General features: G+C 70.0%; 19 protein-coding genes. 4 read left to right on the plus strand and 15 right to left on the minus strand.

The window, feature by feature from the left end; translation table 11 throughout:
* Positions 1-180: 180 nt before the first annotated feature.
* A complete protein-coding gene (locus OHO83_RS10915) occupies positions 181-543 on the minus strand; it encodes an MmcQ/YjbR family DNA-binding protein (RefSeq protein WP_266675559.1) in 363 nt (120 codons plus the stop codon).
* Between the two features lie 601 nt (positions 544-1144).
* Between OHO83_RS10915 and OHO83_RS10920 the strand changes: the two genes are divergently transcribed.
* Together OHO83_RS10920 and OHO83_RS10925 are read left to right on the plus strand one after the other, a co-directional pair.
* Entirely contained in the window at positions 1145-4696 is a 3552-nt protein-coding gene (locus tag OHO83_RS10920; RefSeq protein WP_330279352.1) for a ThuA domain-containing protein, read from the plus strand.
* Between the two features lie 12 nt (positions 4697-4708).
* Entirely contained in the window at positions 4709-5554 is an 846-nt protein-coding gene (locus OHO83_RS10925) for a sugar phosphate isomerase/epimerase family protein (RefSeq protein ID WP_330279353.1), read from the plus strand.
* Here OHO83_RS10925 and OHO83_RS10930 read toward each other — a convergent pair.
* The 6 genes from OHO83_RS10930 to OHO83_RS10955 form a co-directional block, all read right to left on the minus strand.
* The gene (locus OHO83_RS10930; protein ID WP_330279354.1) at positions 5524-6090 is read right to left on the minus strand and encodes a GNAT family N-acetyltransferase; all 567 of its coding nucleotides are present in this window, start codon (positions 6088-6090) and stop codon (positions 5524-5526) included. The genes OHO83_RS10925 and OHO83_RS10930 overlap by 31 nt on opposite strands.
* On the minus strand, positions 6087-6662 hold the full coding sequence (locus OHO83_RS10935) for a helix-turn-helix domain-containing protein (RefSeq protein WP_330279355.1): 576 nt from the start codon (positions 6660-6662) through the stop codon (positions 6087-6089). Before OHO83_RS10935 ends, OHO83_RS10930 begins: the two co-directional genes overlap by 4 nt.
* Positions 6663-6738: 76 nt before the next feature.
* A complete protein-coding gene (locus tag OHO83_RS10940; protein ID WP_329433305.1) occupies positions 6739-7560 on the minus strand; it encodes an ABC transporter ATP-binding protein in 822 nt (273 codons plus the stop codon).
* Positions 7561-7597: 37 nt separating this feature from the next.
* The gene (locus OHO83_RS10945; RefSeq protein ID WP_266675544.1) at positions 7598-8626 is read right to left on the minus strand and encodes an ABC transporter substrate-binding protein; all 1029 of its coding nucleotides are present in this window, start codon (positions 8624-8626) and stop codon (positions 7598-7600) included.
* Between the two features lie 62 nt (positions 8627-8688).
* Positions 8689-9552, minus strand: a complete 864-nt coding sequence (locus tag OHO83_RS10950) for an ABC transporter permease (protein ID WP_327578998.1) — start codon at positions 9550-9552, stop codon at positions 8689-8691.
* A gap of 277 nt (positions 9553-9829) precedes the next feature.
* Entirely contained in the window at positions 9830-11032 is a 1203-nt protein-coding gene (locus OHO83_RS10955) for an RNA-guided endonuclease InsQ/TnpB family protein (RefSeq protein WP_330279356.1), read from the minus strand.
* A gap of 215 nt (positions 11033-11247) precedes the next feature.
* On the opposite strand from OHO83_RS10955, the gene OHO83_RS10960 reads away from it, so the two are divergent.
* Positions 11248-12261 (plus strand): LacI family DNA-binding transcriptional regulator, encoded by a 1014-nt coding sequence (locus OHO83_RS10960; RefSeq protein ID WP_329433308.1) that lies wholly within the window; start codon positions 11248-11250, stop codon positions 12259-12261.
* A 15-nt stretch (positions 12262-12276) separates the two neighbouring features.
* On the opposite strand, the gene OHO83_RS10965 is transcribed toward OHO83_RS10960, so the two are convergent.
* From OHO83_RS10965 to OHO83_RS11000, 8 genes are all read right to left on the minus strand, one after another.
* Entirely contained in the window at positions 12277-13176 is a 900-nt protein-coding gene (locus tag OHO83_RS10965) for a LysR family transcriptional regulator (protein WP_330279357.1), read from the minus strand.
* A gap of 55 nt (positions 13177-13231) precedes the next feature.
* Complete coding sequence (locus OHO83_RS10970; protein ID WP_330279358.1) at positions 13232-14446, minus strand: glycine C-acetyltransferase; 1215 nt, start codon at positions 14444-14446, stop codon at positions 13232-13234.
* 54 nt (positions 14447-14500) lie between these two features.
* The gene (gene tdh, locus OHO83_RS10975) at positions 14501-15529 is read right to left on the minus strand and encodes an L-threonine 3-dehydrogenase (RefSeq protein WP_330279359.1); all 1029 of its coding nucleotides are present in this window, start codon (positions 15527-15529) and stop codon (positions 14501-14503) included.
* 213 nt (positions 15530-15742) lie between these two features.
* The gene (locus OHO83_RS10980) at positions 15743-17968 is read right to left on the minus strand and encodes a right-handed parallel beta-helix repeat-containing protein (protein WP_330279360.1); all 2226 of its coding nucleotides are present in this window, start codon (positions 17966-17968) and stop codon (positions 15743-15745) included.
* Positions 17969-17976: 8 nt separating this feature from the next.
* On the minus strand, positions 17977-19419 hold the full coding sequence (locus OHO83_RS10985; protein ID WP_330279361.1) for a M1 family metallopeptidase: 1443 nt from the start codon (positions 19417-19419) through the stop codon (positions 17977-17979).
* Positions 19416-21089, minus strand: a complete 1674-nt coding sequence (locus OHO83_RS10990) for an extracellular solute-binding protein (RefSeq protein ID WP_266675533.1) — start codon at positions 21087-21089, stop codon at positions 19416-19418. Before OHO83_RS10990 ends, OHO83_RS10985 begins: the two co-directional genes overlap by 4 nt.
* 63 nt (positions 21090-21152) lie before the next feature.
* Positions 21153-22013: a carbohydrate ABC transporter permease gene (locus tag OHO83_RS10995; RefSeq protein WP_227300673.1), complete on the minus strand. Its 861-nt coding sequence runs from the start codon at positions 22011-22013 to the stop codon at positions 21153-21155.
* Positions 22014-22104: 91 nt separating this feature from the next.
* A complete protein-coding gene (locus OHO83_RS11000) occupies positions 22105-23061 on the minus strand; it encodes an ABC transporter permease (protein WP_266675532.1) in 957 nt (318 codons plus the stop codon).
* Positions 23062-23359: 298 nt separating this feature from the next.
* Here OHO83_RS11000 and OHO83_RS11005 point away from each other — a divergent pair, with 298 nt between their 5' ends.
* Entirely contained in the window at positions 23360-24346 is a 987-nt protein-coding gene (locus OHO83_RS11005) for a hydroxyacid dehydrogenase (RefSeq protein ID WP_266676805.1), read from the plus strand.
* Positions 24347-24432: the final 86 nt, after the last annotated feature.

Here is a 24432-nt window from a genome sequence, read left to right on the forward strand (position 1 = left end):
TCGACCCCCCAGTCGAATCCCCGGCCCGTTCCCGCTCCTCCCCCGACCCCCGTGGCCCTTCCTTCGACATTCCGCCCATGCCTGCCCGTACCCTCCCCGGCGGCGCGGCGGCCCCAGCGGCTCCGCGTCCCCCACCCCTGCCGGATCATGCCACGCGGCACTGACATCGCCCCGGGAATTTCAGGCCGCCGGATCCGGTGGGCCCAACTCCGGGTGGGCGTCGAGGAGTCGGCCTGGAGCGGCCTGGCGCCAGGAGTCGGTGAGGATGTCACGCAGCTCATCACCGTCGTCGAGCGCAGCAAGCCTCACCCGCACCCACGCGAAGCCCGCCTCGTGGTCCGCGATCCAGAACTTTTTCGGCTCCGCCAGGACCAGTTCGTCGCGCTCCACCTTCGGACAGCGCACGGCGATGGAGGTCTCCTCCTCGGGCATCGTGGCGAACATCTTCCCCGCGACCCGGAACGTCGGCATGCTCCAGGCGATCTTCTCCGTCACCTCCGGCAGGGCGAGTGCGATGGAACGTACGTCGTCGGCGTCTTGCATGGAAGAAACCGTAGCCAAGGCCACTGACAACCGCCGGTCGGAGCGCATACACGAGACAGCCGACCTCTACCGACTCACCAGTTCGGGCGTGACGGGCGCCGGATCCCCGCGAACGGCTGCCGGCATCCCGGTTCGGGCGCCACCGGCACCGGGCCTCGGCGAACGACGACCGGCCGCCCCACCCGTTCAAGTACCCCCGGCACCGGGCACCCGGTCCCCGCGGACAACGCACATCCGGCCACCAATTCGGGCGCGACCAGCACCGGGCTGGCGCCCCGCGAACGACGATCAACCGCTCCACCGGCCCCCGCGATCGACAGCCCTCTTCACCGGTTCAACGGCGGCAGTCACCCGCTCCCCCGTGAGGCAACCGCCCCCGGCCCCCCGCGGGGCGACTGCCGCCGGTTCCCCCGCGATTCGCGGCGCCCCCTCCGCGCCCCTCACCCCGCCCCGCCCCATTGACCCCCCTCCGCTCGGAACCTACGCTGAGCGACGCCATCGGGAAAGCGCTTTCTAAGCTTCGGCTTCCAGGCGTTCCGGCATTCCCGCAGCACTCACCGCACGCCCGAGTCGGCCACCGGCCAACAGCCAAGGGAGCGCCATGAGTTCTACGAGTTCCGCCACACCCGTACCGTCCGGGAGACATGGTCCTCCCGCGCGCACCACGTCCGCGGCGCGAAGCCAGCACAGCCGGCGAAGCCCGCACAGGGGCTCGCCCTGGACCGTCCTCCTCGCGCTCGTCGCCCTCGTCGTCGGGCTCGGCCTTGCGGCCCCGCCGCGCGCCCACGCCGCGGCCTCGTACCGCGTACTCGTCTTCTCCAAGGTCACGAACTTCGCCCACGACTCGATCCCGGCGGGCATCGACGCGATCAAGAAGCTCGGAAGTGAGAACGGCTTCGAGGTCGAGGCGACGGACGACGCGGCCGCGTTCACCGACGAGAACCTCGCCCGCTTCAAGGCGATCGTCTTCAACAACACCAACTCGACGCCGGAGACAGGCGATCTGCTCGACTCCGGCCAGCGCGCGGCCCTCCAGAAGTACGTCCGCGGGGGCGGCGGCTGGGTCGGGCTGCATGCCGCGTCCGCCAGCGAGCGGGACTGGGGCTGGTACGAGGGGCTCGTCGGAGCCATCTTCGATCAGCATCCCGCCGTTCAGACGGGCCGGATCAAGGTCCTCGACCATGCGCACCCGTCCACGAAGGGGCTTCCGGAGCTCTGGGAGCGTACGGAGGAGTGGTACAACTGGCGCACCAACCCGACCGGGAAGGTGCACACGCTCGCGCAGGTCAAGGTGCGTGACGGAGTCACCGGCCTCGACGAGGGCGTCGATCATCCGTGGTCGTGGTGCCAGAACTACGACGGCGGCCGCTCCTGGTTCACCGCGGGCGGGCACGCCAAGTCGGCGTTCGAGGAGGCCGGTTTCCTCCAGCACATCCTCGGCGGCATCCAGTGGGCGGCCGGTGACAAGCCGGGTGACTGCTCGGCGACCAAGACCGGCAGCTTCCAGCGCACCCCGCTCGCGACGGCCGACCTCGCCGACCCGTTCGAGCTGGCCGTGGCGCCGGACCGGCGCGTGTTCTTCATCCAGCGGACCGGCAAGCTGAAGATCATCGACCAGGAGACGCTGAAGGTCACCACGGCGCTCGACCTCGACTACACGCCCGAGATGACGAGTCAGTCGGACGGCCTGCTGGGGCTCGCGCTCGATCCGAAGTTCCGGGACAACCACTGGATCTATCTCCTGAACTCCGACAAGACCGAGAAACGGATCAACCTCTCGCGGTTCACCGAGTCGGGCGGCAAGGTCGACGTGGCGTCGGAGAAGCGCCTGCTGACCCTGCCGACCTGGCGGGGCGAGGGTCGCGCCAACTCGCACATGGCGGGCTCGATCGCGTTCGACAACAAGGGTGACCTCTACATCGCGACGGGCGACAACACGGACCCCTTCGCGTCGGACGGGTTCAACCCGATCGACGAGCGCGAGGGCCGGCGCGCCTGGGACGCGCAGGGCACCGCGGGCAACACGAACGACCTGCGCGGCAAGGTGCTGCGGATCACCCCGAAGGCCGACGGCACGTACGGCGTCCCCGAGGGGAACCTGTTCGCGCCCGGTACCGACAAGACCCGCCCCGAGATCTACGCGATGGGCATGCGCAACCCGTTCCGGATCACGACGGATCCGGTCAGCGGGGCGCTCCTCGTGGGTGACTACGGTCCCGACGCGCGCAACGCGGTGGCCGACCGCGGGCCCGAGGGCACCGTCGAGTTCAACCGCATCACCAAGGCGGGGAACTACGGCTGGCCGTACTGCATCGGCGACAACACCCCCTTCAGCGACTACGACTTCGAGTCGAAGACGTCCGGGGCGAAGTTCGACTGCGCTCACCTCGTGAACGACTCGCCGAACAACACCGGTCTGCGCGACCTGCCGCCCGCGCACCCGGCGACGGTCTGGTACGCGTACTCGGCCTCGGAGCAGTTCCCGGAGCTCGGTACCGGCGGCGGCGGTCCGATGAGCGGTCCCGTGTACACCTACGATCCCGCGAACCCGAACAAGACCAAGTTCCCTGAGTACTTCGACGGGAAGTGGTTCAACTACGAGCTGACCAGGCAGTGGTTCAAGACCTTCTCGATCCAGGAGAAGGACCAGACGTTCACGGATCCGCGGTTCGCGCCCGCCAAGGCCGGCGATGTGCAGTCCATCAACTCCGTGTTCGGCGACATGAAGTGGAACCAGCCTTTCGACGCGGACTTCGGTCCCGACGGGGCGCTGTACGTCATCGACTTCGGGCTCGGCAGCGGCACGGGCCGCGGCGGGAGCAACGAGGGCGCCGGCATCTACCGGATCGACTACGTCGCCGACAGCCGCCTGCCGGACGCGCGGGCAGCCGCTGCGCCGGACAGCGGCTCGGCGCCGCTCGCCGTCACGTTCTCCAGCGCCGGCTCGGGCCTGCCGGACGGCAAACCCGTGACGTACGCCTGGGACTTCGACGGGGACGGCACCACCGATTCGACCGACGCCAACCCGACGTACACGTACACGAAGAACGGCGTGTTCACCGCGCGGCTGACGGTGACCGGGCCGACGGGTCTGACCGGACGGGCCGTGCAGGACATCACCGTGGGGAACACGCGGCCGAAGGTGACGATCCAACAGCCGCCGAACGGCGGGACGTTCAGCTTCGGTGACACGATCCCGTTCACGATCAAGGTGACGGACCGGGAGGACGGGCGTCCGATCGACTGCTCGCGCGTCGTCGTCCAGTCCCAGCTCGGCCACGACTCCCATCTGCATCCGCTCGACAACTACACGGGGTGCGCAGGGGAGATCGTGACGGACGCCGGGGACAGCCACGGGCCCGGCCAGAACCTGTACTACGGCATCAGCGCCCAGTACGAGGACAAGGGCGGGGCGGGCGGCGTGCCCGCGCTGACCGGGTCGGCGTCGCTCTCGCTGCGCACCTCGTTCCGTGAGGCCGAGCACTTCACGAAGACCGGTGGCGCGCACGACGGTGTCGTGGTCGCGAGCCGCGCGGACGCCTCGGGCGGCAAGCGGCTCACCGAGATCGAGGACGGGGACTGGGTGTCCTTCGACCCGATGCATCTGAAGGGCGTCGACTCGGTGACCGTGGGCGCCGCGTCCGGCGGGATCGGCGGCGACGTCGAGTTCCGCGTGGGCTCCCCGACCGGCAAGCTGCTCGGCAAGGTGTCCGTCCCAAACACGGGAGACTGGGGCAACGTGGTGTCACCCACCACCCAACTGGCCGAATACAACGGCACGTTCCCGCTGTACGCCGTCTTCACCAACCCGCAGTGGAGCGCCGACAAGCCCGACCTCTTCGCGGTCGACTGGCTGCACTTCAACGGGCCCGGAGTGGAGAAGCGCACGGGCGCCAAGGTGAAGGTGACCGCGACACCGGAGGCCGGTGCACCGCCGCTCACCGTCGCGCTCAAGAGCACGGTGAAGCTCCCTGAGGGCCGTACCGCGGCCTCGTACCACTGGGACTTCGGGGACAACGGCAAGCCGAGCGGTACGGAGGGCGCCGACGCCCAGCACGCGTACGCGCGCGCGGGTGCGTACACGGCGCATCTGACCGTCACCGACGACAAGGGCGACACGACCACCGGCTCGGTCCGGATCACGGTGAAGTGAAGGGTGTGGGCAATGAAGAGCAGCAGAAGGGCCTTTCTCGGTACGTCGTTGGGGCTCGCGGCAGCGGTCGGTGCGGCGCTGCCGGCGTCGGCCGGGCAGCGGCGGCGCATCCCGCGCGGCGGCATCGGCATGCACCTCTACACGATGCGTGACGTCCTCGCGAAGGACTTCGCCGGCACCGTGGCGCAGCTCGCGGAGATCGGGTACGCGACGGTCGGTGTGAGCGGGCGGCACGGGTACGGGGCGGCGGACATCCGGCGGATGCTCGACACGGTCGGCCTGCGCGCGGTCCTGGAGCATGTCGCGTACACGACGCTGACGGGCAGCGGGCTGCCGCAGGCCCTGGAGGATCTGCACACCCTGGGCGCCAGGTGGCCGGTGGTGCCCAGTCTGCCGGGCTCGATGCACAGTCCGGCCGGATACCGGGAGGCGGCACGGGAGTTCAACCGGATCGGCGCCGCGTCACGCGAGGCGGGTCTGGGCCCCGTCCTGTTCCACAACCACGACGGCGACCATGACGTGCTGGACGGGGAGAACCTGTACGACATCCTCGTCCGCGAGACCGATCCGCATCTGGTCGCCTTCGAGCTGGACGTGTACTGGGCGTCGAAGGGCGGGGCTGATCCCGCCGCGTACTTCGTCCGGCACCGGCGCCGCTTCCCGGCCCTGCATGTGAAGGACATGGCGCCCGACGGCGGGTTCGCCGACGTGGGGTCGGGGACGCTCGACTTCGCCGCCATGTTCGACGACGCGCAGGCCGGCGGCGTGAGGCAGTGGCTGGTGGAGCACGACACCCCGAAGGATCCGTTCGCGACGGCCCGCAACAGTTACGAGTATCTGGCGGCGCTGCGGTACTGAGGAGTGCGCACGGGATCCCGTGCCTCGAGGCGCCTGTAGAAGAGCGTCGTGGGGTGCGGGGTCCCTGTCGGATCGGTCGCGTAGTCCGGGATCACCCCGGCGCGCGTCCAACCGGCGGTGCGGTAGAGGGTTTCGGCGGGCGAGTCCGTCTCCGTGTCGAGGACGAGGAGGCTCACGCCCGCGTCGAGCGCCGCGTCCTCCAGGTGGGTCAGGAGAGTGCGGGCGAGGCCACGGCCGCGCGCCGCCGGGTGGACCATCAGTTTGGCCACCTCGGCACGGTGGCGGCCGTTGGGCTTGTCGGTGAAGGCGAGACTCACGGTGCCGAGGCAGCGGTCGCCGTCGAGCACGGCCCAGACGGCGAGGCGGCCTTCGGTGACGGCCGGTGCCAGGCCTCTCCACCATGCCGCGGCCTCGCCGTGGGCCAGGGGTACCAGGAAGCCGAGGGACGCTCCGCCTGCCACGACGTCCGTGAGCAGCTCGGCCAACAGGCCGGCGGAGTCCAGGAGTTCGGCTGCGGTCAGACGCTGCGGAATCATGGCTCGACCACCACCAGCGCGTACCGTACGGGTTCCGGGCCCGGGCAGTGGAAGCGGGTGGGGCCCCACAGGCGAAAGCGCACGCAGTCGCCGGCGCGCAGCGTGTGTTCGCTGTCCCGGACGGTGATGTTCAGGGTTCCTTCGAGGACCCAGATGTGCTGTTCGATGCCGGGCACGGGTGGTCTGTCGTAGGCGAGGTCGGCGTCCGCTTCGAGGCGGCCCTCGACGACCTCGGCGCGCAGTCCTGCCTGCGGGGGCGACACCGAGCGGCGTACGAATCCGGATGCCGCGTCGGTCCACACCGTCTGCTCGTCGGCGCGCACCACCTGGGCCGGCGCGGCCTCCACCTCGCTGAGGAGCTGCGACATGGTCCTGCCGTGGACCGCGCAGAGCCGGTTCAGGAGCGAGGCGGTGGGGCTGATCTCGCCGCGTTCGGCCCGCGACAGGGTGGAGCGGCTGACCCCGCTGCGGTCCGCGAGCTCGCCCAGGGACCAGCCGCGCTCGGCGCGCAGCGCGGAGAGTCGGGCTGCCAGGCGGGCGTCGATCGGGTCACCCTCGTCGTCCTGTTTCATATCCGGCACGATATCTCAGATATGAAACAGGACGAAGGTGAGGTGAGCCGACAGGGGACGAGCAGTCGCCGAGTCCTCAGTCGTGCGCCGAGACCGCCCCCAGGAGCTCGCGGATGCGGCCCGTCGCCGTGCGGAACTCGGGGGTCGCGAGCGTCGCCGCGTAGTCCCGCTCGGCGGGCAGGCCGACGTCGATGATCTCGGTGACGGTGCCGGGGCGCGGGCTCATGACGACGACGCGGTCCGCGAGGTAGACGGCCTCCGCGATGGAGTGGGTCACCAGGAGGACGGTGGTCCGGGTCTGCCGCCAGATGCGGTTCATCTCCACGTTGAGCTGCTCGCGTGTGAGCGCGTCGAGGGCGCCGAACGGCTCGTCCATGAGCAGGACGGGCGGTTCGTGCAGCAGGGCCCGGCACAGGGCGACCCGCTGCTGCATACCGCCCGACAGCTCGTGCGGATAGGCGTCCTCGAAGCCGGTGAGCCCGGTCATCCGGATCAGTTCGTCGGCACGCGCGCGTGCCACTTCGGTGGGCATGCCGCGCATCTCCGCCTGGAGCAGGATGTTGCGGCGCGCCGAGCGCCACTCCAGGAGGGCCGCGCGCTGGAAGACGTACCCGATGTCGTGGCGCGGGCCGCGCACTCGCTCGCCGTAGAGGCTGACCTCGCCGGACGAGGGTGTGAGGAGCCCCGCGACGAGCTTGAGGAGCGTGGACTTTCCGCAGCCGGACGGTCCGACGATGGCGACGAACTCGCCGGCTGCGACGTCGAGCGAGACGTCGGTGAGCGCGGTGACGTCCTTCTTCTTCGTGCGGAAGCGGACGTCGACGTCCGCCGCGCGCACGGCGGCCCCGACGTGTGCGCTCGTTCCGTCGGCCTTCTTCAGTGTGGCGTCCTTCGGCATGGTGCAGCTCTCCTTGTGGGCTGTACGGGACGGGTGCTCAGCCCTTGATCCCGTTGGCCGAATCCCAGTAGTCCGCCACCGGCTTCGGGCTCTTGACCATGCCTGCCTGGGCGAAGACGTCGATGGTCTGCTGCCAGTCGGCCTCGGTGTTGGCGCCGGGCGCCTTGCCCTGGGTCGCGTCCGTGTGCAGGAGGGTCAGGGTCGTCTTGAACTGCTCGGACAGCACGGTCTCCGGCGGGAGTTGCTCGGAGGCGCCCTTCATGGAGGCGACGGCGGGCTCGGGGCTCTTCTCGGCGGCGGCCCAGGACTCGCTGACGGCCTCGACCATGCGCTTGGCCAGATCGCCCTTGCCCTGGAGGGTCTTGGGGCCGGCGATGAGGCCGTTGGAGTAGAAGTTCAGGCCGTGTTCGGAGAAGCGGAGGTACGAGACGTCCTTCTTCGCCTTGTCCTGCATGGTGGGGCCCTGGTCGCTCGCGTAGCCGAGGAGGGCGTCGGTCTTGCCCGAGATGACGGCGGCGATCTTGCCGGCGGGGTCGGTGTTCTGGACCTTGACGTCCGACTCGGCGAGGCCGTTCTTCTTGAGGAAGATGGGGAACGTCTTGGACAGCGCGTCGCCCGCCGTCCCCGCGATGGTCTTGCCCTTGAGATCCGCCGGGGACTTGATGTTCTGGCTCGCGAACGACTGCACCGAGGCGGGCGTCGTCTGGAGGAAGACTCCCAGGCTCTTCACGTTGACACCCTGGTCCACGCCCGCGAGCACGGCGGGGGTGTCGGCCCAGCCGAAGTCGGTCTGGCCCGCGCCCGTGGCCTGCACGGTCTTCTGCGAGCCCTGTCCCGCGCGGATGTCCAGGTCGATGCCGTGCTTCTCGAAGATCTTCTGCTTCTTGCCGTAGTAGAACGGCGCGTGTTCGCCGTACGGGTACCAGTTGAGCGTGAGGGTGACCTTGTCGAGCTTCTTGCCGGAGTCACTGGTCGACGTGGAGCCGGAGTCGTCGCCGCAGGCCGTCACCGTGAGGGCGACGAGCGTCAGGGGGACGAGACCGGTCAGGAGTCTGCGCGCATGCATGGGGCGGCCCTTCTCACGGCGGTCGGTGGGTGGTCCGGGGCGGTTCCCGGGAATGCCGGCGTTCAGTACGCCGTGGTCGCCGCGACGTCGCGGCGGCTCGCGTGCCACGGCAGGAGCAGCTTCTCGGCGATCTCGACGAGGACGAAGAGCACGACACCGATCAAGGACATGACGAGCAGTCCCGCGAAGAGCATCGGGGTGTCGAGGTTGCCGTTGGCCTGGAGGATGACGTAGCCCAGCCCCTCGTTCGCGCCCACGAACTCACCGACGACGGCGCCGGTGACGGCGAGCGTGACGGCGACCTTGAGGCCGGAGAACAGGTGCGGCAGGGAGGCCGGGAAGCGGATCTTGCGGAAGGTCTGCCAGGGACTCGCGCCCATCGTCGCGGAGAGCTGGAGCATCTCCGGGTCGACGGCCTTGAGTCCGGTCACCATCGAGATGACGACGGGGAAGAACGCGATGAGGACGGCGATGAGGATCTTGGGTGCGATGCCGAAGCCGAGCCAGACCACGAACAGCGGCGCGATCGCGATCTTCGGGACGACCTGGGCGAAGAGCAGGATCGGATAGAGGGTCTTCTCGACGGTCGACGAGTAGACCATGATCACGGCGGAGAAGATGCCCACGCCGACGGCGATCACGAAGCCGAGCAGCGTCTCGTACGTGGTCACCCAGGTGTGCTGCCAGAGGTAGTCCGGCTTGTCGAGGATGACGTCGAGGGTCCGGCCCGGCGACGGCACCAGGTACGGCTCGACCAGCTCCGCCGCGGCGATCACCCACCAGGCGACGAAACAGACGACGAGCAGCGCGACGGGGCGCCAGCTCCGCTCGGCCACGTCCGCGGCGCGCCGGCGCAGGCCGGGCGCCTGACGGTCGGCAACTCCCGCCGTCTTGGCGGGGGTTGCGGGCAGTGTGCTCTGACTCACGATGAACTCCTACGAATCGGGAGGCAGTTGAGGAGAGCTGAGGTATCAGAGTTCGCGAGGTAACGGAACAACAGGTGGAACGGCAACGAAGGGGAGAAATCGCTTTCAGAAAGCGCTTTCTGGTAAGATGTCAGCCACGCTAATGACTCGTGGAGCACAGGGTCAATAGGCCGTTCCGAAGTTTCCTGCGACCGGTGCCGCGACCGGAATCCGAGGGGGCAGATTGACGTCCTCCCCCGCTGAAGCAGGGGGATTCCTAGCTCACTTTGCCTGGCACCTAGCAGGTGGCAGGGCTTACAAGATCAGCACTAGCCGGGTTGAGACCAGCCCGGACGAGCATCACGCGGGCGGAGTTCTTGTCCCTGGGGGACACGGTTCCGCACGCGGTGCACGTATACGTTCTCTCGGAGAGAGGCAGGCGATGCTTGGCTCTCGCATCGCAGTGCGCACAATCCATGGTGGTGTGCGCGGGGTTGACGAGGTGCACGGTGCGGCCGTGTTTACGGGCCATCTCGACCAGGGCGCTCTTGGTCGCGCCGATCGCAGCGTCAGCGGCCTTGCGGGCCATCGTCGACTTCGCCAGGAACTTCGGGCGGAAGTCCTCTACCGCCAAGGCGTCATGGTCGCGGACCACACGCTTGGCCCACTTGCGGGCGGTGTCCTGACGCTGCCGGGCCACCTTCTTGTGCAGCTTCGCCGCCTGCTTCTTGGCGCCCCTGTAGCCGTTCGAACCGGGCTGGCCCTTCTTCGGCTTCCTGCGGGCCATCATCCGCTGGTACCGGGCCAGGCGCTGCGCGGCCTTGTGGCCATGCTCGGGATGGGGAAGGTCGTAGTCGTCGGATGTGGTGGTCGCGGTCTCCTTCACACCCCAGTCGATGCCGATCACGCAGCCGGTTTCGACAAGCGCCTGGGTGCTGGTGGCGACAACGAACGAGGCGTACCAGTGGCCGAGGCTGTCGCGGTAGACGCGCACGCTGGACGGCGGCTTGGGCAGCTCACGCGACCACACGACCGTCGCCGCGATGCCGCCGGCGAGATGCAGACGGCCGTCTTTCACCCGGAAACCGCGCTGGGTGTAGTTCAGGCTCGGGTCGACCTGATGCTTCTTCTTGTACTTCGGCATACCGGCCCGCTGCCGTATCGGCAGCCGGGCCTTGATGTCTTTCAGTGCCTTCGCGCGGGACTTCGCGAAGTCCCGTATCAACTGCTGCTGCACAACGCTGGAGCCCTCACGCAGCCACGCGTTCGCGGTGCGGGCCGCGGTCAGCATCTTGTCGAGCTGCGCCGGGCCACACGTTGTCTTCTCGCCGGTGGCCTTGTTGTGCAGATGCACGGCCTTCGACTTGGCCACCGACTCGTTCCACACCCAGCGACAGCGCGCCCACTCCGCTTCCAGCGCGCGGACCGCCGTGGACGACAGGCGCAGCCGGAAAGTGTAGCGAGCGTGCCCGCCACCTGCCGTCAACGCTCCGGTCGTCATGAAGCACAACCTATCTGGGAGGACTGACAGTTGAGAACAACTGATCTCGCCGGGGTTCCTCATCATCACGCGCGTTGGACGCCGGATCGCCCTGACGGCAATCCGGCCTTCTCTGCCCTGCTCCCCAGGAGTCCGATACCTCCGCGGCCCAAAGGCCGGCGCATCCTCGGAGGAATCCGGTGAGCGAACCGCACCGGCACCCGCAACCACCGCACGTGACCCTCGACGCGGTGGCCCGCACGGCGGGGGTCTCCCCCGCGACGGCGTCCCGCGCCCTGAACGGAACCACCCGCGTCCGCGACGACCTGCTGCGCCGGGTCCGCGCAGCGGCCGACGAACTCGGCTACATCCCGAACGCGCACGCACAGGCCCTCGCCAGCGCCTCCAACAACACCGTCGGCGTCATCTGCCACGACGTGGGCGACCCGTACTTCGCCGCGATCGCCAGCGGAATCATGGCGCGGGCCGCCGAGGCCGGGCTGCTGGTGATGCTGTCCAGCACGTTCCGCGCGCCCGAGCGCGAGATCGCGTACATCTCCATGCTGCGGGCGCAGCGGGCCCGCGCGATCCTGCTCATCGGCTCCGGCTTCCAGGACCCCGCGTGGGAGCGTTCGCTGGAGTCCGAGATCGCCCCCTATCTGCGCGGCGGGGGCCGGGTCGCGGTCGTGAGCCGGCACCGCAGTCTGCGCGTCGACACCGTACTGCCGGAGAACCGGGCGGGGGCAGCGGCACTCGCCCGCGCCCTGCTCGGCCTCGGGCACCGGGAGTTCGGGGTGCTCGCCGGGCCCGCACGGCTGACGACCGTCGCCGACCGGCTGACCGGATTCCGCCAGGCGCTCGCCGAGGCAGGGGTGCCCCTCGCGGACGAACGGGTCGTCGAGGGGGCCTTCACGCGCGACGGCGGATACGCGGCGGCGAGCGAACTGCTGCGCCGCACTCCCCGGCCCACGTGCGTCTTCGCCGTCACCGACGTGATGGCAGTCGGGGCGCTCGCCGCGTTCCGCGACCACGGGCTGCGCGTCCCTCAGGACATCTCGCTGGCCGGCTTCGACGACATCCCGCTGGTGCGCGAACTGACCCCGCCCCTCACCACGGTGGCCCTCCCCCTGACCGGCATGGGCCGTGCCGCCCTCGACCTCGCGCTGCGCGAACCGAGGGGGCCGCGCTCACGGGTGGAGCGGATCGTGGGCGAGGTACGGATACGGGCGAGCACGGGGACGCCGGGGTGACCCCGTCGCTCCCGACTACTCCGCCGCTTCTCCCAGCGCTTCCAGGACCGGCCTGATCAGAGGGTGCTCCTCCGCTCCGCAGCGGACCGCCGCGAACACCCTGCGCGTCGGGGCCACCCCCTCGACCGGGCGGACGACCGCGTCGGACAGGTCCATGCCGCGCAGCGCCGAGCGTGGTACCAGGGCGACGCCCGCGCCCGCCGAGGCGAGGGCGACGACGGCGCGGAAGTCGTCCGAGGAGTGTTCCACCCGCGGCTGGAAACCGGCGTGCTCGCAGGCCAGGACCACCACGTCGTGGCACGGGTTGCCGGGGAAGGGGCCGATCCAGGTGTCCTTGGCCAGCTCGGCGAGCGGCACCCGGTCGGCCGCCGCGAGCCGGTGCGCCGCGGGAAGCACCGCGTCGAACGGCTCGGCGTACAGCGGTACGCGCGTCAGGCGGGCGTCGTCCGCGCCCGGCGCCCCCCGGTACTCGACGGCGACGGCTACGTCGACCTGCCGGTCGAGGACCATGGGCAGGCTCGCGTCGCCCTCGGCGTCCTGGACGCGGATCCGGATGCCGGGCGCCGTCCGCGCGAGGCGGGTCAGGGCCGGTCCGACGACCAGGCCGATCCCGGTGGCGAACGCGGCGACGGTGACGGTGCCGGCCTCCCCCGAGCTGTACGCGGCGAGCTCGGACTCCGCCCGCTCCAGCTGGGCGAGGACCGCGTTCGTGTGCGTGAGCAGGATCTCGCCCGCCGGGGTGAGCCGGACGCCTTTCGCGCCGCGCTCGACGAGCCGGTGGCCGGTCTCCTGCTCCAGGGCGGTCAGCTGCTGGGAGACCGCCGACGGGGTCAGATAGAGCGCGGCGGCAGCCGCCGTCACGGTGCGGTGGTCGGCCACCGCACGGAGGATGTGCAGCCGCCGCGCTTCGATCATGGGACCGATTCTCCCAAATGTGCCGCCGATGTCCGAACCGGGGGCAGGCCCCAGGTCAGCCGGCCGCCCCGGCGGACTCGGCGTCGAGCTCCGCGCGCGCCGCGACGAAGGCGTCCACGGCCCGGTTCACGTCCTCGGTGGAGTGCGCCGCGGAGAGCTGGACGCGGATGCGGGCCTTGCCCTGCGGGACGACCGGGTACGAGAAGCCGATCACGTACACGCCGCGCTCCAGGAGCAGCTCGGCCATGCGGCCCGCGACGGACGCGTCGCCGATCATGACGGGCGCGATGGCGTGGTCGCCGGGCAGGATGTCGAAGCCCTCCTGCGCCATGCGCGTGCGGAAGAGCGCCGTGTTCGCGGCGAGCCGCTCGCGCAGCTCGCCCGCCGACTCCAGGAGGTCGAGGACCTTGAGGGACGCGGCCGCGATCACCGGGGCGAGGCTGTTGGAGAAGAGGTACGGGCGCGAGCGCTGGCGCAGCAGCGCGACGATTTCGGCGCGGGCCGCGACATAGCCGCCGGAGGCACCGCCGAGCGCCTTGCCGAGGGTGCCGGTGATGATGTCGACGCGGTCCATGACGCCGTGCAGCTCGGGGGTGCCGCGGCCGCCGGGGCCGACGAAGCCGACGGCGTGCGAGTCGTCGACCATGACCATGGCGTCGTAGCGGTCGGCGAGGTCGCAGATCTCGCTCAGCGGTGCCACGTAGCCGTCCATGGAGAAGACGCCGTCGGTGACGATCAGGCGGCGGCGCGCGGACTGCGCCTCCTTCAACTGCTGCTCGAGGTCCGCGAGATCGCGGTTGGCATAGCGGAAGCGGCGGGCCTTGGACAGGCGGATGCCGTCGATGATCGAGGCGTGGTTCAGCGCGTCGGAGATGACGGCGTCCTCCTCGCCGAGGAGCGTCTCGAAGACACCGCCGTTGGCGTCGAAGCAGGAGGAGTAGAGGATCGTGTCCTCTTGGCCGAGGAACGCGGACAGGCGCGCCTCGAGCTCCTTGTGGACCTCCTGGGTGCCGCAGATGAAGCGGACGGAGGCCATGCCGTAGCCCCAGCGGTCGAGCGCCTCGTGGCCGGCGGCGATGACCTCGGGGTGGTCGGCGAGGCCGAGGTAGTTGTTCGCGCAGAAGTTGAGGACCTCGCCGGGGCGGCCGCCCGCGGTGACGGCGACCGTCGCGGACTGCGGGGTGCCGATGACGCGCTCGGGCTTGTGCAGGCCCGCGGCGGCGATCTCGTCGAGCGTGGTCTGCAGATCATCGCGTACGGAGTCGAACATGGTGACTTCCTTTAAAGAAGTGGTCGGTCAGGAGGTCGGGGCCCGGCAGCGGGCTCAGGCGGTCCAGTCGAGGATGACCTTGCCGCCGCGGCCGCTCGCCGCGTCGTCGAAGGCCGCCTCGAAGTCGCGGTGGCTGTAGCGGCCCGTGATCACGGGGGCGAGGTCGAGGCCGCCCTCCAGGAGGACCGACATCGCGTACCAGGTCTCGAACATCTCGCGGCCGTAGATGCCCTTGATCGTGATCATCGAGGTGACGATCCGGGACCAGTCGACGGCGAACTCCGCGGCGGGCAGGCCGAGCATGGCGATCTTGCCGCCGTGGGTCATGTTGGCGAGCATGTCGCGCATGGCGACGGGGTTGCCCGACATCTCCAGACCGACGTCGAATCCCTCGCGCAGGCCGAGGTCGCGCTGGCCCTCGGCGATCGTCGACTCGGCGACGTTCAGGGCGAGGCTGACGCCGATCTTGCGGGCCAGGTCGAGCCGCTCCTCGCTGACGTCGGTGACGACGACGTTGCGGGCGCCGGCGTGCCGGGCGACGGCGGCGGCCATCAGGCCGATGGGCCCGGCGCCGGTGATCAGGACGTCCTCGCCGACCAGCGGGAACGACAGAGCGGTGTGCACGGCGTTGCCGAACGGGTCGAAGATCGCGGCCACGTCGAGGTCGACGGGCACGCGATGCACCCACACGTTGGAAGCGGGCAGGGCGACGTACTCGGCGAACGCGCCGTCGCGTCCCACGCCGAGCCCGACGGTCGAGCGGCACAGGTGGCGCCGCCCGGCGAGACAGTTGCGGCACTTGCCGCACACGAGGTGGCCCTCGCCGCTGACGCGGTCGCCGATGGCGATGTCGGAGACGTCACGGCCGGTCTCGACGACCTCGCCGACGAACTCGTGGCCGACGATCAGCGGCGCGCTGATCGCCTGCTGCGCCCAGCCGTCCCAGTTGCGGATGTGGAGGTCGGTGCCGCAGATCCCGGTCCTGAGGACCTTGATCAGCACATCTCCGTGGCCGATGCCCGGCTCGGGCACGTCCGTCAGCCACAGTCCCGGCTCGGACTTCTCCTTGACCAGCGCCTTCACCGTACGGCTCCCGTCGTCGCACCCCGCGTCACGGCATGCCGGGACCGGCCGCCGTGCGAGGGGAAGAGTGAAATGACAGCACGGGCGGGCGCCTTGGTGCGGCTGCGGCGCGCCCTGCTGCCGACGGGAGCAAATCTGCCGTACGGCGGCGCTCTCGGTCCATCGAGGATTTCTTAAGCGCCGCCGCAGGTTTCCTTCAGGCCTCCACCGCAGCTACGGATGGACCAGGACGTGGGCGAGTGCCACGCGGCCCGTTCCCGTGAGCTTGATCCGTACGTAACGGGCCTCGGTGCCCTTGCCGGTGTCCAGGACGGTGGGCCGCAGGGCCTTGCCCGGGACGTGGAGGGTGGTGGCGTCGGCGAAGTCCGCGGTGCCGGCCAGCTGGACGTCGAAGCCGGTGGTGGTCATCGAGGTGTTGTTCCAGACCTCGACCTGGCCGACGTGCTGTACGGACCCCAGGTCGACCTGCCACCAGGCGCCCGGCTCGGACAGGGTGCGGGTGTCGGTGGACGTGTCGCCGTCGGTCGCGGCGGCCGCGGTGGCGGTGCCGTCCGTGGAGGACTGCGAGGCGGTGCCGGTGCGGGCGAGGTCGGGGCGCAGCTGTTCGACGCGGTCGTGCCCCTGGGCGCCCGCGGAGGCGGCGACCTTCAGCGCGTCGGCGGGGAGCCGGTCGAGCTTGGTGTGGTTGTCGACCATCACCGAGCCGGTGCCGGCCAGGGCGGGGGCGTCGGTGTCGGTCCAGTTGCCGGTGGCGTGGTTGTCGATGCCGTAGTCGGCCCAGTTGGACACCCACTTGTAGCCGAGGCGGGTGAGGACGTTGCCCTCGACACGGATGTGGCTGGACTGTTCGTCGAGGTAGATGCCGTTGCCGTCGCGCTCGGTGTTGCCGAAGGCGCTGCGGTTGATGTAGTTGCCGGAGATGACGGTGCCGGGCTGGGCGCCCTGGGTGTAGATGGCGCCGCCGTCGTGCTGCTCGTGCTCGACGCGCATGACGTTCGTGATGCGGTTGTTCGTGATCCGGTTGTCGCGCAGGACGGACTTCTGCGCCTCGGGCTGGTTCCAGCCCCAGCCGACGGAGATGCCCGAGTAGGGAAGGTCGTCGAGGGTGTTGTGGTCGATGACGGTGGCGGCCTCGTAGCCGGCCCAGATGCCGACGGCGTCGGTGAACTCCACACCGGTGCGACGGATGGTGTTGTACGCCACCGTGTTGCGCGCGCCCGCGAGTTCGGCGGCCGGCATGGGTTCCGTGTCGCCTGTGTAGGCGGCTCCGGAGGACAGGTCGGTGAAGCGGGACCGGGTGATCTTCGAGTCCTGCGTACCGGCCTCGAACACCACTCCGGCGCCGCCGAGGTGGCTGAACTCGGCCTGGTCGACGGTCACATGTCTGCCGCCGCGCACGGTGAGGGCGGCGGCGGGCTTGGTGTAGTAGCGGCCCGCGTGGTCGACGGGGCCGGTGGCGCCGGTGAGCACGAGTCCCGCCTGCATGCCGGCGTAGCCCTCGTCGGTGGAGGGCTGGTGCCAGGCCGCGTACCGCAGCGCTATGCCCTCGACGCGTACGTCGTGGGCGCCGTCGAGGACGAGGAGCCGCTCGGTGGCGGGGGTGACGGCCTTGGCGCGGCGCATGTCCTCGCCCTTGCGCGGCAGGTAGGTGAGAGTGCGGGCGTCCGAGTTCCAGACGAACTCGCCCGGCTGGTCGAGGAGTTCGGGCGCGTTCTCGAAGTACTTGACCTGCGAGTAGCGCGACGAGTCGACCGCGGTGGTGTCCCAGGCGGGGCCCGTGCGGTTCGTGCCGGAGGCGGAGTTGGTCCAGCAGGGCTGGGCGAAGGTCAGGTTGTCGCCGGTGACGGAGGCGATGCGGCAGTGGTAGTTGCGCCAGCGGACGCTGATGACGGCCTCGGCGTCGGTGGGGCGGGCCCAGGAGGCGATGCCGGTGGCCTGCGCGCCGGTCATGCCGGTCTTGGTGGCGTCGCACACGGAGGCGGCGCACGAGGCACCGCGTGCGCGCACGGCCCGCACCCCGTCGACGAAGAGCTGGCGGGGCGTGACGCCTTCGGGGACGTGCGTGGTCCAGGTCCCGTCGGTGTTGCCGGCCCAGCCCTTCAGGGGCCTGCCGCCGGAGAGCACGGGGTTGGCGCCCGGCTCGGCGGTCCAGGTGACGGTGTGCCCGTCGCGCCCGGAGTCGGCCGCGCCGAGTTCCAGGGGTCTGCTCAACGCGTAGGTGCCGTCGGCGAGTTCGACACGTACGTCGCGGCCGTCGACGGTGCGGGCGGCGTCGCGGGCTCCGTCGAGGGAACAGGGGCGGCCGTGCGTACAGGCGGTGCCGGAGCCGTCGGGGGCCGCGTGCAGGACGCGGGGGGACGGGTCGGCGTGTGCGGCGGGGGCGGTGGACAGGAGGGCGGCCGTGGCGGCGAGGGCGACGGCGATGCGGGTGCCGTTCATGGGCGGCGTCAGCTCCAGTCGGGGTGGCCGGGCATTGGCGGGTTGTCCTTGCTGAACAGCCAGTCCTCCAGGAAGGGCCGCAGCGACGGGTCGTGCGTGACCCGTACCGCGTTGTCGATGAAGTCCTGGGAGTCGGCGTTGGCGTGCCGGTGCTTCGTCAGCCAGGACTTCATGATCGCGTCGTAGTCGTCCTGGCCGACCTGCTGGTTGAGGGCGTAGAGCACGACGGCGGCCCCGTCGTAGATGTTGAATCCGCCGAGTTCGGTGGGCAGTCCGGGCGGCCCGTCGGTCTTGCGTACGGCGTCGAGCTTGCCGTACGCGGTCTTCATCTTGTCCTCCATGGAGGCGGTGCCCTGCTGGTCGGCCCACAGGGCCGCGTAGTAGACGGCGGGCCCCTCGTTCAGCCAGGCGCTCTGCCAGGTGGTGGGCGTGACCGAGTCGCCGAACCACTGGTGGGTCATCTCGTGGACCATGACGTTCGTGTACGTCGTCGACGTGGACGCGTCCTTGAACCAGCCCGGCCCGAACAGTGACAGGGTCTGGTTTTCCAACGCGTCGCTGTAGCCGTCGCGGACGATCTGCATCCCGTAGGTGTCGAACGGGAAGCGCACGCCGAGGGTCTTCTCCAGCCACGCGATCTGGCCGCCGGTCTGCTCGACGATCGGCCGGTATTTGGCCACCTGGTCGTCGGGGACGTAGTGGCGCAGTTTCACTCCGTGCGGCCCGTGGCCCGTCAGGAGGGTCTGCTTCTCCACGGAGATGCCGAGGAGTTCGGAGGCCATGGACACATCGAGGCGGAAGTCGGAGGTGGTCTTCCCCTCGCCCGCCGGGCGGGTGCCGGTCGCGGTGCCGTTGGCGCCGGGCGTCCAGCCGTCGGGTGCGGTGAGGTGGAACGTCCAGGTCGCCTTGTCCATCGTGGTGTCGTTGACCGGGGCGAAGGTGTCGGCGCGGGACGACTGCGCCGCGGAGGCGAACCCCCCGTCGCTCATGTAGCGCCAGCCCGGGACGCCGACCGGCTTCGTCTTGCCGTTGCCGTGATAGGTGACGGCGACCTCGAAGGGCCGGTTGTCGTGCAGGCCGCCGGAGGGGGTGACCGTCAGCTCCTGGCCGCTCTTGCCGAGCGACACGGCGAAGGCCGCGTCCTTGCCGTCGACCTTCACCGCGTCGATGGCGAGCGAGTCGACGTCGAGGTTGAAGGAGGAGAGGTCCTGGGTGGCCTTCGCGCTGATCTTCATGGTGCCGGTGAAGTCGTACGTGACCGGCGTGAAGTCGAAGGACAGGTCGTAGTGCCGGACGTCGTAGCCGCCGTTGCCGAGCGTCGGGAAGAGCGGGTCCCCGACGCCGTCCGCGCCGGGCTTCGGGTCGAACGGGTGCGCCTGCGCGGGCGCGGCCAGGGCGAGGGTCGCGGCGGCCGCGGCGGTGGCGATGGCGGCGCGTACGGTGCGGGTCACTTGCCGGTTCCCTTCTGGGCGGCGTCCTCGAATTCGGAGCGGCACTGCTCCCCGCCCTTGGCGAGGTAGTCCTTGACCAGGGCGTCGTAGTCCTTCATGGACTTGCGGCCGGAGATGATGTCCTTGAGCCCGTCCCCCTTGAGGGTGCCGAGGCTGCCGTAGCCCTTCGAGTCCCAGGTCGGCGACGTGTAGTCCAGGAAGTCGGACTTCACGAGCTTCGGAACGAGCTGGGTGTACGCCTCGTGCGCGTGCGTCACCGCGTCCTTCGACGTCGGCGAGAAGAGGGCCGGGACACCGGAGGCGAGCTTGCCCCAGGGGACGCCGATGTCCTGGCTGCCGGCGGGCGTGAGCACCGGGATGCCCTTGGCGTCGCGCTTGAAGTCGGTGCCCTCCACCCCGAAGTTGATCAGGGTGTACTCCTCGGTGCCGAAGGGCGCCGCGATGAAGTCGAGGAGTCGCAGGATCTGCTCGACGCGCGCCTTGGGGGCCTTCTTCACGAAGGACTCGCTGAGCGTGGCGTTGTCGGTCCAGGTGACCGCCTTCGACCCGACCGGCACGAAGGGCCGCACGTCGTAGCTCTTGTCGATGGCGGCCATCGCGTCGACGTAACCGCTGGAGGGCTGAAGGTAGGCGGGCATGCCGTCGTAGACGTACGCGCCCTTGCCGTTCTTGAAGAGGTCCGTGTACTGGGCCTTCTGCGCGCCCGTCATCGCGAGGGTGCCGGGGTAGTAGCAGCCCGCCTTGTAGAGCTTGGCCGCCATCTCCACGGCGGAGCGGTACTCGTCGGTCTCGAGGTCGGCGGTGAACTTGCCGGTCTTCTCGTCCATGGACCAGAAGTAGGGCGCGCCTGCCGACATGGCGAGCATGCTGGTGGCGCCCGCGATGATCGCGTACTGCTTCTTCTTCGGCTGCGTCAGCTCCTTGCAGACCTCGAAGAAGCGGTCCAGGTCGGTGATCTGGTCGAGGCTGTCGACCCCGACCGTCTTGAACAGGTCGTGCCGGTAGAAGCCGGCGCCCGAGGTGCCGTAACGGGTGACCGGGACGCCGTAGAGCTTGTCTCCGTAGAGGGCCTGCTGCCACGCGCTCGCGGGGATCGCCGCGAGGTTCGGGTACGCCTTGACCTTGTCGCCGGACAGGAACGGCGTGAGGTCGGCGCACTCGGCGGCGAGGAAGGCGGCCTTGTGGTCGACGCCGCCGGACTCCGGGTACATGAAGACATCGGCGAGTTCGCCGCCCGCGACCATCGTCGAGAACTTCGCCGGGTAGTCGTCGGCGGCCACGGCGGTGATGTCGACCGTGCCACCGAGCCGCTTCTCGATCGCCTGCCAGGCGGTGTTCCTGCCGCGGGCCGGGGCGGGCGGCGCGTAGGTCTCGGTGAACGCCTTGACGGTCTTGGCGCCCTTGAGCGGAGCGCCCTGGACGGAGCGGGCCGGGGTCTTCGGGTAGCTGTAGAAGGCGTTGGGCACACCGGCGGCCGTACCGGGGAGGTCGGCCTTGACGGTGTTGGCCGTGACGGTGGACGGCAGCACCTTGCGGCTTTTCGCGGCGGACTTCTCGGCGGCGCCGCCGTCACCACAGGCGGTCAGCAGCGGGGCCGCGGCGAGTCCGAGGCCCAGGCCGAGGGATGTCCTCAGCAGGGTTCTGCGATTGATGGGGGTGGAGCGCGGCACGGTGAACTCCTCGGTGACGGAGGGGACATGGGCGCGGGGGGTGTGAGTGCGGACGGTGCGGCGTCAGCCCTTGATGGCGCCGGTGAGGACGCCCTTGGTGAAGTAGCGCTGGAGGAAGGGGTAGACGCACAGGATCGGTACGACGGCGATCACCAGGACGGCCATCTGTACGGCCTGCTGGGGCGCGAGGGCTTCGCCGGCCGAGGCGCCTTCGAGGGACTGGCCCTGGAGGACGAAGGTGCGCAGGACCATGGAGAGCGGCCACTTGTCGTTGTCGCTCAGGTAGAGCATCGCGTTGAAGAAGGCGTTCCAGTACGTCACCGCGTAGAACAGGCTGATCACGGCGATGACGGCCTTCGACAGCGGCAGCACGATGCGCACCAGGGTGCGCAGGTCGCCCGCGCCGTCCACCTTCGCGGCGTCGTACAGCTCCTCGGGCAGGTTCATGAAGAAGGAGCGCAGGACGACGAGGTTGAACGCGCTGACCATGGTGGGCAGCACGAGTGAGGCGAGGGTGTTGTACAGGCCGAGTTCCTTGATGGTGAGGAACTTGGGGATGATGCCCGGGTCGAAGAGCATCGTGAACAGGGCCGTCATGAGGATGAAGCGGGAGCCGGTGACCTCGCGGCGCGAGAGGCCGTACGCCATCCCGATGGTGACGAGGACGCTGGTCGCGGTGCCTACGAGGGTCACGCCGACGGAGATGAGCAGCGCGTGCGTGACGACCCCGCCGCTGAAGACCGTGCGGTACGCCTCCAGCGTCGGGTGGTCGGGCCACAGGACCAGGCCGGGGCTGCGGATGATGTCGGACTGCGAGGCGAAGCTCGTGCCGATCACGCCGAGCAGCGGGTAGGCGACGGCCGCGACCACCAGGACCAGCACAAGTCCCTTGAGGAACAGGCCGGTTCGGGTGGGCTTCTCCATCCAGGGCGGGCGGCCGTCGGACACCCTGATGCCGGTCTCGGCCGGGGCGGCCGGCTTGCGTGTGCGGCGTCCGGCGGCCGCCGTCTGCGTCTCAGCGGTCAGCACCGCGGTACACCCCTTCGTGGCCGAGCCGGTGGGCGAACTTGTTGGCGCCGAGTACGAGGACGGTGCCGATGACCGCCTTGACCAGCCCCACGGCCGCCGACGTGCCCCAGTCGTTGTTCTTGATCCCGTGGAAGTACACGTAGGTGTCGAGGACCTCACCGGCGGCGGGGCCGACCGCGTCGCGCTGGAGCAGGATCTGCTCGAAGCCGACGGAGAGGATCTGCCCCAGGTTGAGGATCAGGAGCAGGATGATCACCGGGGAGATGCCGGGCAGCGTGACGTGCCACAGGCGCCGGGCGCGCCCCGCCCCGTCGATGGCCGAGGCCTCGTACAGGCCCCGGTCGATGTTGAGCAGGGCGGCGAGCATGATGATCGTGCCCCAGCCCGCGTCCTTCCAGGCCACCTGGAGGGTGAGGAGCCACGGGAAGGCGGCCGGGTCGGTCGTCATGTCGTAGCGCGGCAGGCCGAGGTGGGCGAGGAGGTCGGGCAGGACGCCGGCGCCGCCGAGGATCTGCTGGAAGATCGAGACGATGATGACCCAGCCGATGAAGTGCGGCAGATAGACGACGCTCTGCACGAAGCGGCGGACCTTGTCGCTGACGATGCTGTTGAGCAGCAGCGCGAGGGCGATGGGGACCGGGAAGAAGAACACCAGCTGGACGAGCGCGATCTTCAGCGTGTTGCCGGTCGCCGACCAGAACGCCGGGTCGGCGAAGGCGGACGTGAAGTTCGAGACGCCCGCCCAGGCGCTGTGCATGTAGCCCAGGTAGGGCTGGTAGTCCTGGAACGCCACCACGTAGCCGAGGAGCGGCACGTAGTGGAACACGCAGAAATAGAGCAGGCCCGGCAGGGTCAGCAGCAGCATGACCTTGTCCCGCTTGAGCCGCTGCCCCAGCGAGAGGCGGTGAACTGCCCGCGGCGGGGAGGGCGTTGTATCAGCCATGGGGCGGCAAGTTAGTAATCGGTTACCCCTCACGTCAATAGGACTGGGCAACACCCGGGTTCAGCGAGGTTTTCAACTGCCCGATCCTGACGGGTATTTGGCACTATCTCGCGGTAAGGCGGGCGAGGACCGAGGTCGGCGCGCTTGACGCTCACCCCTCGTGATCCCTAGCGTTCGGTGACCTCATAGAACACGTTTACTGTCCGGAGGCAGGGTGCGTACCACTGACGAGTCGCCGGTCCAGGCCGACTCCGCCGGCTCCACACGGCCCCCACGCAGGCCCCGTACCGTCCTGGCGATGGACGCGGGGCTGCTCGACGACGTCTTCCCGCCCGCCGTACGGCTCCGGCTCGAGGAGTCCGCGGACATCCGGCCGCCGCAGGTGGTGAGCGAGTTCGCGAGTCCCGAGGCGGTGGCCGCGCTCGCCGAGTGCGAGGTCCTGCTGACCGGCTGGGGCTGCCCGCACATCGACACGGACGTGCTCGACCGGGCACCGCGGCTGCGCGCGGTGATCCACTCGGCGGGCACGGTCAAGACGTTCCTGACCCCCGAGGCGTACGGGCGCGGCATCGCGGTGTCGTCCGCCGCGGCCGCCAACGCCGTACCCGTGGCGGAGTTCACCCTCGCGGCGATCATCATGGGCGCCAAGCGGGCCTTCCCGCTGGCCCAGCTGTTCCGCTCCCGCCGCTCCCACCGCACCGCGGCCGACCTCGACCGCCACCACTGGCTCGGCACGCACGGCATCACCGTCGGCGTGGTCGGCGCCTCACGCACCGGCCGCAGGGTCATCCAGCTGCTGCGCTCCATCGACGCCGACGTGCTGCTCCACGACCCGTACGTGAGCGACGCCGAGGCGGAGCTGCTCGGCGCCACCCGCACCGACCTCGACACCCTCGTCGCCACCAGCGACGTCGTGACCCTGCACGCGCCGTCCACCCCCCTCACCCACCGCCTGCTCGACGAGCGGCGCCTCGCGCTGATGCGCCCGGGCGCCCTCCTGATCAACACAGCACGCGGCCCGCTCGTCGACACCGAGGCCCTCACCGCGCACCTGGTCAGCGGCCGGATCGACGCCGTACTCGACGTCACGGACCCCGAGCCGCTGCCCGCCGACCACCCTCTGTGGGACCTGCCCAACGTCTTCATCACCCCGCACCTGGCGGGGGCGCAGGGCAACGAGGTGGGGCGGCTCGGCGCGCTCGCGGTCGACGAACTCGCCCGCTACGCGCGCGGGGTGCCGCTCAACCACCCCGTCCTCCTGGAGGAACTGGAGCGGATCGCGTGAGCGGGGGCTCCGCGGACGCCCTAGGCTCTGCGCACGGGAGGGTCGCGGGACAGGTCGCGGGGCCCGCCGCGCAGACCGGCGACCAG

Source organism: Streptomyces sp. NBC_00569 (genome assembly GCF_036345255.1).
Taxonomy (GTDB): Bacteria; Actinomycetota; Actinomycetes; order Streptomycetales; family Streptomycetaceae; genus Streptomyces.

What these genes read in the sequence shown, in the direction of transcription:
- OHO83_RS10920 (WP_330279352.1), top strand. Translation starts at nt 1,145, where the DNA reads ATGAGTTCTACGAGTTCCGCCACACCCGTACCGTCCGGGAGACATGGT.
- OHO83_RS10945 (WP_266675544.1), bottom strand. Translation starts at nt 8,626, where the DNA reads ATGCATGCGCGCAGACTCCTGACCGGTCTCGTCCCCCTGACGCTCGTC.
- OHO83_RS10980 (WP_330279360.1), bottom strand. Translation starts at nt 17,968, where the DNA reads ATGAACGGCACCCGCATCGCCGTCGCCCTCGCCGCCACGGCCGCCCTC.
- OHO83_RS10925 (WP_330279353.1), top strand. Translation starts at nt 4,709, where the DNA reads ATGAAGAGCAGCAGAAGGGCCTTTCTCGGTACGTCGTTGGGGCTCGCG.
- OHO83_RS10955 (WP_330279356.1), bottom strand. Translation starts at nt 11,032, where the DNA reads ATGACGACCGGAGCGTTGACGGCAGGTGGCGGGCACGCTCGCTACACT.
- OHO83_RS10930 (WP_330279354.1), bottom strand. Translation starts at nt 6,090, where the DNA reads ATGATTCCGCAGCGTCTGACCGCAGCCGAACTCCTGGACTCCGCCGGC.
- OHO83_RS10970 (WP_330279358.1), bottom strand. Translation starts at nt 14,446, where the DNA reads ATGTTCGACTCCGTACGCGATGATCTGCAGACCACGCTCGACGAGATC.
- OHO83_RS10940 (WP_329433305.1), bottom strand. Translation starts at nt 7,560, where the DNA reads ATGCCGAAGGACGCCACACTGAAGAAGGCCGACGGAACGAGCGCACAC.
- OHO83_RS10965 (WP_330279357.1), bottom strand. Translation starts at nt 13,176, where the DNA reads ATGATCGAAGCGCGGCGGCTGCACATCCTCCGTGCGGTGGCCGACCAC.
- OHO83_RS10915 (WP_266675559.1), bottom strand. Translation starts at nt 543, where the DNA reads ATGCAAGACGCCGACGACGTACGTTCCATCGCACTCGCCCTGCCGGAG.
- OHO83_RS10935 (WP_330279355.1), bottom strand. Translation starts at nt 6,662, where the DNA reads ATGAAACAGGACGACGAGGGTGACCCGATCGACGCCCGCCTGGCAGCC.
- OHO83_RS11005 (WP_266676805.1), top strand. Translation starts at nt 23,360, where the DNA reads ATGGACGCGGGGCTGCTCGACGACGTCTTCCCGCCCGCCGTACGGCTC.
- OHO83_RS11000 (WP_266675532.1), bottom strand. Translation starts at nt 23,061, where the DNA reads ATGGCTGATACAACGCCCTCCCCGCCGCGGGCAGTTCACCGCCTCTCG.
- OHO83_RS10995 (WP_227300673.1), bottom strand. Translation starts at nt 22,013, where the DNA reads ATGGAGAAGCCCACCCGAACCGGCCTGTTCCTCAAGGGACTTGTGCTG.